Genomic DNA, 10,828 nt, shown 5'->3' on the forward strand with positions numbered 1-10,828 from the left:
GGTTCTCCTCGAGTCTGAGAGCTTGTTCGATCCTGTTGCTCTCTCCACGAACTTGCCACCCACAATCCGACAAATCCCGTCAGAGAACGGGCGAGGTCGAGGCGTTCGCGCCTGGCGGGCAGTCGCCCTCAGGGGGCGATGATGGTCGGGTGGGAGTCGGGATGCTCTGACCACCAGGGCCGGAGTTCGGCGTTTTCGGCGATGGTGGTGCGGTAGGTGTCGATGAAAGCGCGGTGAATGAGGTCGAGCTCGGCCTGGGTGATGTTCTCGGGCCGGTAGCGCAGCACCCGGCGCCACGAGATGGGCTGACCGACGAGCGGGCGGATGACTGACCCGGGGATGTCGCGGACGGTCGGGGCGCACAGGCTGATGCCGCGACCCGCAGCGATCAGTTGCTCGATCTCGGTGCCGTCGAGGTTGTAGTAGCGGAACTGCGGCGTGAACCCGAGCCGCTCGCACGCATCGCGGAGCGAGGCGAGATCGCCGTCCTCCTTGCCGGCCGGCGGGCAGATCCAGACGTCGCCGGCGAGGTCGGCCAAGGTGATGTCGGTACGGCTCGCCAGGGGGTGGTTGAGCGGGAGTGCCAGCGCGACGGGTTCGGGGTGGACCATCGTCTGTTCCCGGACGCCTGGCGGACAAGGCGGTGCATGGTCGTCGTCGCAGCGCCCGATCATCGCGACGTCGAGTACGTCGGCGGCGAGCAGGTCGGTGAGGGTCGCGCAGGAGACGTCGACCTGGGTGCTGAACTCCCGCTCGGGTAACACGTCCTCCAGGCGCGCCAGCCACGCGCCGAACATCACCGTCCGCAGCGAACCGAGCCGCAGCGTCCTCGGCGCATCGGTGTAGCGCCGGCTGCTGCCGAGCAGATCGTCCATGTCCGCGAGCATGGCCCGCGCCCGACCCAGGACATGCCGACCGAGCGGAGTCGCCATCACGCCGTACGGGCCTCGCTCGAACAGCGGACCGCCGATCGCCTCCTCGATCCGATGCAACTGAGCCGTCAACGACGGCTGCGACACCCCCAACGCGGCAGCCGCCTTCGACACGCTCCCGGTGTCCGAGACCCGGCAGACGATCCGCAAGTGGCGCAGTTCCAACTCCATAGTCACGAGGCTATGCCTGGTTGGTATGTGCTCGCTAGTGCACAATCCACGCCAGTTATTGACATCAGCAAGCATTCCGCGTCTAGTGACTGCACTGTTCCCGGACGACCGGAAGGACGCCACCATGCCGAATCATCGGTCGCGCGCACGCCTGTGGACGGCAGCCGCCGCGGCAGCGCTGATTGTGCTGCCTCTCCTCGCGACGGTCGGTCCTGCCGAGGCGGCCTCGTCCCAAGCCGGCGCCGTCGAGCAGACCAGCGCGCTGGCGCCGACTCCGCCGATGGGCTGGAACAACTGGGCCCACTACGGCTGCAAGCCGAACAACCCGTACCAAGGCCAGACCGGCATCGACGAGAATCTCTTCAAGACCGTCGCGAACAACCTGGTCAGCAGCGGCCTGGCAGCCAAGGGCTACCGGACCGTCACCGTGGACGACTGCTGGATGAACGGCCGCGACGCCACCGGCGTACTCAAGGCCGATCCCACCACCTTCCCGGGCGGCATGAAGGCGCTGGGCGATTACTTCCACCAGCGCGGACTGAAGTTCGGCATCTACCAGGACGCCGGCTTCGCGACCTGTACCGGGCAAACGGGCAGCGGTGCGTCGAGCGGTCAGGCCGACCACTTCGTCCAGGACGCGGCCACCTTCGCGTCCTGGGGCGTCGACTACATCAAGCTCGACGGCTGCAACGTCTACATCCCACCGGGTGCGTCCAAGCTGAAGGTCTACCAGGACGCGTACCAGAAGTTCAGCGATGCCATCGCGGCGACCGGGCGGCCGATGGTGTTCTCGGTCTCGGAGCCGGCGTACTTCTACATCGGTGTCGCCGACAAGGCCGAGTGGTACGACTCGCTGGCCTCCTCCCAGCGCGCAGGCCAACTGTGGCGTGAGGGGTACCGACATCTCGATGTGGACGCCGACGACGGCAACGGGTGCCGCGCGCGGTTCGATGTTCGGCAACTACGACTACAACTGGCCGCTGGCGCGCTACTCCGGTCCGGGCTCCTGGAACGATCCCGACTTCCTGCTGACCGGTGACAACTCCCTCACCGTGGACCAGCAGAAGTCCCAGGTCGCGCTGTGGTCGATGATGGCCTCGCCGCTGATCGTCAGCAGCGACGCCGGCAAACTGCTCGACCAGACGACCAAGGACATCCTGGGCAACGCTGCGATCGTGGCTGTCGACCAGGACAAGCTCGGCGTCGCCGCGACGGTGGTGTCCCGGAGCGCAAGTACCGACGTACTGGCGCGTCCCTTGGCCAACGGCGACCGCGCGTTCGCGCTGCTCAACCGGACCTCTTCGACGCAGACCCTGTCCACCACGCTGGCGAAGATCGGCTACACCACCGCCCCGGCGTGCTCGTACGCCGTCACCGACCTGTGGAACGGAACCACCTCGACCGCGACCGGCACCTCACCGATCAGTACGACGGTCGCCGCCTACGGCACCGCGATCTACCGCGTGAGCAGCCCTTATGGCTGCGGCACAGTCCAACCGGCGACCCGTGTGAGCGGCCCGCTCAACAGCAAGGCCGGTTGTGTGTCCGTCGCTGCCACAGCGGGCAGCACGGCGAGCCCGGCGCCCTGCGACGGGACCGACGCCCAACGCTTCACCTTCATCGGTGATGGCACCATCCGCACTGGCGGCAACTGTCTCGCCTCCACCGGCAGCAACGGAGCCTCCGTCGTAGCCGCCGCCTGCGACGCCACCACCAGCCAGCAGTGGAGCTCCACGACCACAGGCAATCTGAAGAACGCCGCGAACAACCTATGTCTGGATCTGTACGGCGGCCTGACCGGCACGCGCTTCGACACCTGGCCGTGCGGCAGTTCGCAGGCCAATCAGGTCTTCCAGTTGCCCGTGTCGCAGGCAACCGGCGCTGTCCACGTGTTCACCACTTCTGCCGGGCAGGGCACCTGCCTGACTACACATGGCGGCGGCACGGCGAGCGGCACTGCTGTGGTCAGCTCAGCCTGCGACGGCAGTGATACCCAGAACTGGACCCTTCCCGGCGACGGAACCGTCCGACTGGCCGGCCGATGCCTGGACGACTCCAACTCCGGCGGCACGGGATCGAATCTGATCCTGTTCGACTGCACCGGCAACAGCAACCAGCAGTGGTCCTACGCCCTCAACGGCAACCTCGTCACCGGCCTCCCCAGCAAACTCTGCGCCGGAGTCCGCGGAGCCACCACCGCCAACGACACCGCCGCCGAGCTACAAACCTGCGGCCACAACCTACCCAGCCAGGTCTGGACCCTTCCGACATAACGATCCAGTGCAGGGCGGGCCGCTCTGGTTCAGCTGTCGGTCGGTAGCCAGGTTCGAGCTGCACGGGTCAGTGCGGCCTCGCCTATTCGCAGTGTGGGTTCGATGACGGGAGCGAACAGCGGCGAGTGGTTCGACGGCAGGCCGTGCAGGACCCGGTGCATCGCGGCGATGTCGGTGGCGCCGGCGAACGCCGCCGGGTCCGCCCCGCCCAGGAGCCAGAACACGCAGGGCGCCCCGGCCGCGGAGGCGAGGATGCCGACGTCTTCGCTTCCGGTGACCGGACCGGGATCCAGCAGCTGGTGGGCGCCGAACTCGTCTTCGAACGCCGACCGGGTGCGCGCAACGCCGTCGGGATCGTTCACGACCGCCGGGAACGACATCGTCTGGATGATCTGCGGCGCTTTCGGTGCACCCGCAGCGCTGGCTTCGCCGTTGACGATGCGTTCCACAGCAGACCTGACGGTCGCGAGCACGTGCGGTTCGAAGGTGCGGATGCTGATCAGCAGTTCGGCGTCGTCGGGAATGATGTTCTCCTTGGTGCCCGCCCGCAGCGCGCCGACGGTCAGTACTGCGGTGTCGGCAGCGGCCACCTCTCTCGACACCACCGTCTGGAGCCGCATCACCGTGGCGGCGGCCATCACGACCGGGTCGACCGACACCTCTGGCCGCGAACCGTGCGCACCACGTCCGTACATGATCACCTGTAGCGCGTCGGACCCGGCGAACGAAGGGCCCGCGCGCAGGCCGATCACACCCGCTGGAAGCGGTGCGACGTGCTGGCCGAGCACGACGTCCGGCGTACCGAACCGGTCGTACATGCCGTCGTCGACCATTGCCTGTGCGCCCTGGCCGAGCTCCTCGGCCGGCTGGAACACCAGTAGCAAGGTGCCGCGCCAGCTGCTCGGATCCGAGGCAAGGGTCCGAGCCGCACCCAGCAGGCAGGTGACGTGGACGTCGTGACCGCACGCGTGCATGACAGGGACATCGTGACCAAGGTGGTCGACCGCACGGACCGTGCTGGCGTAGGGCAAGCCGGTCTGCTCTTCCACCGGCAAGGCATCCATGTCAGCGCGCAGCAGTGCGGTCGGGCCGTCTCCGTTGCGCAGTACGCCGACGACGCCGGTGCCACCGACTTCCGTGGTCACTTCATAACCCCACGAGCCGAGGTATTCGGCGGCGATTCCCGCGGTTCGGGTCTCCTGCAGCGAAAGCTCGGGGTGAGCGTGCAGGTCACGGTAGACCGCGTCCAGATCGAGCGAACCGGTCATGTCGCGAGTGCTTTCGCCTTCAGCAGATCGAACTCGGACGGCGAGATGGTGCCGTCGTCGAGCATGGCCTTCGCCCGGCTGATCTGATCCGCGGGGGTGGCCGAGCCGGCGACGCCGCGGATGTAGTCCTCCTCCTGTTTGCGCGCCGCCCTGGCACTGGCCATCGACCGCTTCGCCATGGCGTCACCGCGCAGGATCACGTAGACGAGCGCGGTCAGGAAGGGCAGGAAGAACAGGCACAGCAGCCACAGTGCCTTGGCGGCACCCGAAGTCTCCGGATCGCGGAAGATATCCGCCAGGATCGAGACCAACATCATCAGGTAGGCGATGAACGCGAAGCTGATGACGATGAACCAGACGACGTCCCAAAATGACATCTCAGTTCCCTTCTCCGGTCATCGCCGAGGACGGTGCCCGCCGCGGCAGCAGCGCCGATGCGATGAACACCAGTCCCCAGGCGATGGCGATGGTTCCGAGCAGTACGGCGATTCCGACCGCGGCGCGACCCGGGTTGGCCATGAAGAACACCCCCAGCAGGACCGACAGGGCAGCACCCGGTAGGAAGAGCCAGCGTGGTGTGACGAGCTCGTGAGTGAAGGTCGCGACGGCCTCGAGGATCCCCCGCACGACCAGCCACAGCCCCAGGACCCAGGTCAGGCTGGTCGCGGTCAGCTTGGGACTGAAGATCGCGAGGAAGGCGGCGACGAGGCCGGTGAGACCGAGCAACAGGTAGTCGAAGCGGGGACGGCCCGCACTCGCCCGGAACGCCTGCGCCAGTGCGCCGATGCCCTCGAACAGTGCCCAGAAGCCCCAGAGCATGACCAGGGCGATTGCGGTGCTGACCGGCTGGACGACGGCGAGAATCCCGAAGAGGACCCCGACCACGCCGCGGATGAGCACCACCGTCCGTTCGGCGGCGAGCAGGTTGCGGTCCATGGTCCTCGCGGTCCCCTCTGCTGTGCGGGAAGGCCGGAGTACGCGTGGCCCACCGCGTCGGCCTTCTTGACCACTGTCCGAATCCTCCTGTCGGCCGTCGGCCGGTGGATCACCCGGATCAGGTGAGCTGTGGCCCACCAGGAGGAGCCGGCCGGTCGGACGAGTCGCCGCGCCTGTTCGGGTCACCCGGCGTGGTGGATGAATCGGCGGTCCGGCGAGACCAGGCTCGACGGAGCACGGGTCGCAGTACCTCGGGCGTCGGCGACCCGTCACCGGACATCGCCCGGCGCTCAGCACCTAAGGAGTCGCGGACATGACTGTGCATCCTGCCGAAGGCGGTGCAGGCACCATCGACGCCGGGCGATTGTGGGCGGGCGGTTTGGCCACGGCAATCGTCGCCGCCCTGGTAGGCCTCGCCGGAATTCTGCTTGCCCGCGGCGTCTTCAGCGTCCCGGTCCTCGCACCGGCTGGACAAGGAACCTGGGGCGACGCGGACACGACCGTGTACGCGCTGTCCTGCGCGGCGACCGCCGTACTGGCCACCGCCCTGCTGCACCTCTTGCTGGTGTCGACGCCTCAGCCGCTGCTGTTCTTCGGCTGGATCATCACCTTGGCGACCGTGGTCGCCGCGATCGCACCCTTCGTGACGAAAGGCTCGACCTCCGCGAAGATCGCGACGGGAGCGATCAACCTCGCGGTGGGTATCGCGATCGGAGTGCTGTTGTCAGGAGCAGGCCGATCGGCGGTCCGGCGGCCGCCGATCACCGCCCGGCCCGGCCGGTGAAGTGAGGAGAGCGTGATGAATCAAGGCTTGCTGAACTCCTTGACGGAGGCCGAGCGGCTGCTGGTGGCCGAGACCGAACGCGACGTGCTGAAGGGGTTGGACGAAGACGACCTCCTGGATCTGCACCAGCGGATCCGGCGGACGCGGACGAAGTACGTGAAGAACTACCGCCGTACGGCCAGTGCCGCCGTCGCGGAGGTCGGCGGCCGGGGGAAGTCCTACCCCAGGAACCAGCGGGATCGCGACAAGGCGGAGCTGTTCGAGTCGGTACTGGCCAGGGTCAGCCGGGAAGTGGCGGTGGCCGCCAACCGCGCGTCGGTGCAACTGCGTAGGGAGCGGATCGAAGCGGCCCGCACGGCGAAAGCCGGGGTCGGCGCCGCTACGACGCGGGCCGCCGAGCTGCCGGAAAGACAATCGGGCACCAGGCCGCGGACGACCAAGACGACCGGCGGGCTGAAGAAGGACGCGTCTTCGCGGGCGGCCGGCGCCCGCCGGCAGGCGAAGCGGGACGCTCGCTGAGTTTGCATGCCTCGAGCGACGTACGGCGTTCTCACCCGAATCGGGGGACCACACCCGCGATGCGGTCGTGTTGGCTTGTCCCGCGTCAGCCGGGAGGTGCGGACATGCGCGATGCGGACAGCGTGGCTGCCCGGCCGTTGCGGCGGGGACGGGTCGCCAGAGCTCTGGTGATCGGCGCCGCCCTGGTGACGGTCGGCCTGGCGTACGCCGCAGTACAGCCGAACGGCGCAGCGGGCGCCGATGGACCGCAGTCGCAGCAGATCGAGGAGGGACGGCGGTTGTTCGCCGTCGGCTGCGCGAGCTGCCATGGACTGCACGCCGAAGGCGGAACCAACGGTGAAGGGCGCCTGGCAGGCCCGTCGCTCATCGGCGTCGGTGCGGCCGCGGTCGACTTCCAGGTCAGCACGGGACGGATGCCGGCCGTGCAGCCCGGTGCACAGGTGCCACAGAAGCCTCCGGTGTATTCCGACCAGGAGATCGCCGCGCTGGCGGCGTACATCGCCTCGCTGGCTCCAGGCCCGGCGGTCCCCGCGGAGGAGTCGTACGACGTCCGGAACGCGACGCAGGAGGAAGTCGTCCGCGGGGGAGAGCTGTTCCGGACGAACTGCACCGCATGCCACAACTTCGCCGGCCGGGGCGGTGCGCTCCCGAACGGTCGCTATGCGCCCTCGCTGATGTCGACGACGCCGAGGAACATCTATCAGGCGATGCTCACCGGGCCGCAGCAGATGCCGGTCTTCTCCGACTCCGTCATGCTCCCCGAGGACAAGCGGGCCATCATCGCCTACATCGTCAGCCTGCAGCAGCAGAAGGATCAGGGCGGGCTCGGGCTCGGGCGGCTCGGGCCGGTCTCCGAAGGGTTGTGGGGATGGCTGCTCGGCATGGGCCTGCTGGTCACGGTGGCGGTGTGGATCGGGGCCAAGGTACCCCGCGTACGCCGGCGGCCGGGCCGAACCAGCGGTCAGTGAAACGAACCGTGCACCGGTCCGGTCGCCTTGGGTGCGCCGAACATTCCGTGGCCGTGGCCCCTGCCGCATCTGTGGCGAACCGACTAGTCTCGCAAATTGAGGACGCAGGGACAGGAGACCATTCACCGACAAGGGCACGCCCACCCAAGGGAGGGGTGACGCGCGTGACTGCCCGAGGGCCGGAACGAGCAGGCGGTCCGACCCATGATCCGGCCGCCGGAAACATCCCACGGCCACCGCTCACGCTGGTGACCCGTGAGCGGCTCCACGCGGCCCTCGACCTCGGCGTCCGGTCCTCCTTGACGGTCCTCGTCGCACCGGCCGGTACCGGCAAGACGGTTCTGCTGTCGGACTGGGTGGCGCGTCGGCAGCGGTCCGGGCAGCCGGTCGTCTGGGTCCCCGGACAGACGCCGGGCGCGCTGAGCGAGGTCCTCGAGCGAGTGGCCGACGCGGGCGACTCGGCCGTTCCGGACCCTGTCGTCGTCGACGACGCGCACCTGCTCCCGCCGTCGGCCGTCGCCGAGGTGGCGCGCGTTCTGCAGCAGTCGCCGGACGCGGTCCGGCTGCTCCTGGCGACCCGGTACGACCTTCCGCTGCCGGTGTCCGAGTTCGAGCTCCGGGGGATGGCGTTGACCTTGCGCTCGCGGGACCTGCGGTTCAACGATGCCGAGGCGACGGAACTCGTGCAGGCACACGCCCAGAACGCGACAGTCGAGGACATCAAGGTCTTCCAGGAGAAGACGGCCGGCTGGGCAGCCGCGCTGGTTCTCGCCGCCCGGACGCTCCAGGCCTCCGGCGACGCCGTGTGGCCGCTGGTCAACCAGCGGCCGGTGCTCGATCTCCTGCTCGGTGAGACGCTGGGGACCCTGGAGCAGGGAGTCCAGGCGATGCTGGTGAGCACCTTCGGCGCCACCTCGTTGACCGGGCACCTGGCCACAATCCTGAGCGGCGACCCCGGGGCGGGCTCGATGCTGGCGGATCTGGCCGGCAACGGACTCCTGGTGACGGAGTACGCCGATGGCGAGGGCGGCGACCCGCTGTATCGGTACCACCCGCTCCTGGTGGAGCTTCTCCGGCGGCGGATCGCGGCCAGCGCGGTGGACCGGGCTCTGGTCGTCGATGCGCAGCACCGCTCGGCCTTGTACTACGAGAACCGCGGCGACACCGAGGCTGCGTTGCGCAGCGCGCTGGGAGCCGGCGACGGGCCGCTCATCGGCCGGATCCTGCTCCGGCACGGTCCGGCTCTCGTGTCCGCCGGTGAGTCCGACCTGGTAGCGGCCGGCTTCGAAGCCCTGCCGAGCGGGTACGTCGACCAGCATCCGCAGATGATCGGTGTCCGGGGGCTGCTGCGGCGAGTCACCGGTGATGTGGCCGGTGCGGTTCTGGACGCGGGCTCGGCCGATCGGGCGGCCGGGACGGATGCGGTGACGCCGGACGACGAGGCGCTGGCAGCGGACGCAGTACTGCTGCGGCTGTGGGAATCGCGGTACGGCTGGTACGACGCCGATTCGGCGATCGGTCGGGCGCGATCCCTGCTTGCGCCGGCGGGCGGCGGTGGGCGGACCCATGCCGTGCTCGGTCCGGAGCGATTGGCCCTCCTGCTGATCGAACTCGCGGCAGCCGAGATCTGGGCCGACGACCTCGACGCGGCACTCGGCCATCTTGACGAGGCACTCGTCACCGCCCGGATGGCGGGTCACTCGCGACTGATCGCCGGGGGGCTCGCACACCGGGCCGTGGTGCAGTACGCGCGTGGCCAGGTGCAGAACGCGTCCCGGTCGGCGCGGGGCGCACTGGACGCGGGAGGAGATCAAGGACTACCAGAGGAGTACGCCGTCCGCGCCCAGGTCGTCCTGGGGTTCGCCGCGCTGTGCGAGCTCGATCTGGACACCGCATGGCAGTGCCACCAACTCGTGGCCGCGACCGGCGTGGCCGGATCCGACGCGGTGGTGGGGTCATTGCGCGCGATGTTGCGAGCTGTGCTGCTGGTCGAGGGCGGGCGGCTCGACGAGGCACTGACCGAGCTCACCACCGATCCCGCCTCGGCCGGTCCGCTGCCGTCCTTCCTGTCGCGAGACCTTGCCCTGCTGCGGTTCCGGCTGGCGATTCTGGTCGGCGATCAGGCTGGGGTCGAGACCCAGGTGAAAGTGCTCGAGCGCACCGGCAATGCGGCGGAGGCCGAGCTGATCCGGGCCATGACGTCGATCGTTCAGGAGGACATTCAGACCACCGTGAAGCTGATCGACGGCGTGCTCGACCGGCCGGCTGTCTATCCGCCGCTTGCTGCCGCGGCAGCGTCGTTCCGAACCGTGCTCCTCGCGAGGACCGGCGACGAGGCGGCCGCGGATGCCGCTTTGGTGGACACGCTGAATCGCGTGATGCCGCAGCGCCTGTTGCACGCGCTCGTCCCGGCCGGTCACGAACCTGCTTTCCTGGACCGGTTGCGCAGGCAGACCACGAGTCCGAACCCGCATCCGTTCGCCGCGGTCGCACTCGAGAAGCTGGCCGGTGATCAGGCTGCCGAACTGCAGGCCGGCGGGATGACCTTGCTGGCCCGGACCCGACCGCACACGCGCGCCCCGGTGCCTCGTCGTCTCGAAGCCGTGATCAACGGCGCCCGGATCCAGCTGACCGCGCGCGAAGCGGATGTGCTCGACGAACTCGCTCTGGGCAGCTCCTACACCGAGATCGCCCAGGCGTTGTTCATCACCGAGAACACCGTCAAGACCCACCTGATGTCGCTGTATCGCAAGCTCGGGGTCGAAAAGCGATCTGCGGCTCTGCGAGTCGCGCGCTCCGCCGGGCTGTTGTAGCCAGGCCTGCTGGTCATCCCCCGTACCGGGTGATCCCGGGTGTCAGCCGTCCGGCGATGGTGGCGGAAGCTGCGAACCGCTCGGGACAGTCGAGCCGGAGCTCGGCCGTCGAGACGACGGTCCCGCCGGCAGTTCACCTTAATCGGAGGAGGCCGCCGACGCGC

The 10,828-nt window shown here is 68.8% G+C and carries 10 protein-coding genes; 6 read left to right on the forward strand and 4 right to left on the reverse strand.

Going from position 1 to position 10,828, the window contains the following annotated elements; translation table 11 throughout:
* Positions 1 to 128: 128 nt before the first annotated feature.
* On the reverse strand, positions 129 to 1,103 hold the full coding sequence (locus EV138_RS28535) for a LysR family transcriptional regulator (protein ID WP_238158483.1): 975 nt from the start codon (positions 1,101 to 1,103) through the stop codon (positions 129 to 131).
* Positions 1,104 to 1,227: 124 nt separating this feature from the next.
* Here EV138_RS28535 and EV138_RS38420 point away from each other — a divergent pair, with 124 nt between their 5' ends.
* Both EV138_RS38420 and EV138_RS38425 read left to right on the forward strand, forming a co-directional pair.
* A complete protein-coding gene (locus EV138_RS38420; protein WP_255513767.1) occupies positions 1,228 to 2,142 on the forward strand; it encodes a glycoside hydrolase family 27 protein in 915 nt (304 codons plus the stop codon).
* Entirely contained in the window at positions 2,054 to 3,376 is a 1,323-nt protein-coding gene (locus EV138_RS38425; protein WP_255513785.1) for a ricin-type beta-trefoil lectin domain protein, read from the forward strand. The genes EV138_RS38420 and EV138_RS38425 overlap by 89 nt, the downstream gene beginning before the upstream one ends.
* A gap of 29 nt (positions 3,377 to 3,405) precedes the next feature.
* Here the strand turns inward: EV138_RS38425 and EV138_RS28550 are convergent, their stop codons facing one another.
* From EV138_RS28550 to EV138_RS28560, 3 genes are read right to left on the reverse strand one after another with little or no spacing between them, the layout of a single operon-like run.
* The gene (locus tag EV138_RS28550; protein ID WP_133982478.1) at positions 3,406 to 4,644 is read right to left on the reverse strand and encodes an amidohydrolase; all 1,239 of its coding nucleotides are present in this window, start codon (positions 4,642 to 4,644) and stop codon (positions 3,406 to 3,408) included.
* Positions 4,641 to 5,021, reverse strand: a complete 381-nt coding sequence (locus EV138_RS28555; RefSeq protein WP_133982480.1) for a PLDc N-terminal domain-containing protein — start codon at positions 5,019 to 5,021, stop codon at positions 4,641 to 4,643. The genes EV138_RS28550 and EV138_RS28555 overlap by 4 nt, the downstream gene beginning before the upstream one ends.
* Position 5,022: 1 nt before the next feature.
* Entirely contained in the window at positions 5,023 to 5,580 is a 558-nt protein-coding gene (locus tag EV138_RS28560; protein ID WP_133982482.1) for an HdeD family acid-resistance protein, read from the reverse strand.
* A gap of 313 nt (positions 5,581 to 5,893) precedes the next feature.
* On the opposite strand from EV138_RS28560, the gene EV138_RS28565 reads away from it, so the two are divergent.
* The 4 genes from EV138_RS28565 to EV138_RS28580 all read left to right on the forward strand — a co-directional run bounded on the left by EV138_RS28565 (position 5,894) and on the right by EV138_RS28580 (position 10,664).
* Positions 5,894 to 6,364: a DUF6069 family protein gene (locus tag EV138_RS28565; protein ID WP_133982484.1), complete on the forward strand. Its 471-nt coding sequence runs from the start codon at positions 5,894 to 5,896 to the stop codon at positions 6,362 to 6,364.
* A 15-nt stretch (positions 6,365 to 6,379) separates the two neighbouring features.
* Positions 6,380 to 6,883, forward strand: coding sequence for a hypothetical protein (locus tag EV138_RS28570; RefSeq protein ID WP_133982486.1), 504 nt, complete (start codon positions 6,380 to 6,382; stop codon positions 6,881 to 6,883).
* A 104-nt stretch (positions 6,884 to 6,987) separates the two neighbouring features.
* Complete coding sequence (gene qcrC / locus EV138_RS28575; protein ID WP_133982488.1) at positions 6,988 to 7,851, forward strand: cytochrome bc1 complex diheme cytochrome c subunit; 864 nt, start codon at positions 6,988 to 6,990, stop codon at positions 7,849 to 7,851.
* Between the two features lie 164 nt (positions 7,852 to 8,015).
* Positions 8,016 to 10,664 (forward strand): LuxR C-terminal-related transcriptional regulator, encoded by a 2,649-nt coding sequence (locus tag EV138_RS28580; protein WP_133982490.1) that lies wholly within the window; start codon positions 8,016 to 8,018, stop codon positions 10,662 to 10,664.
* Positions 10,665 to 10,828: the final 164 nt, after the last annotated feature.

It is taken from the genome of Kribbella voronezhensis (genome assembly GCF_004365175.1).
Taxonomy (GTDB): Bacteria; Actinomycetota; Actinomycetes; order Propionibacteriales; family Kribbellaceae; genus Kribbella; species Kribbella voronezhensis.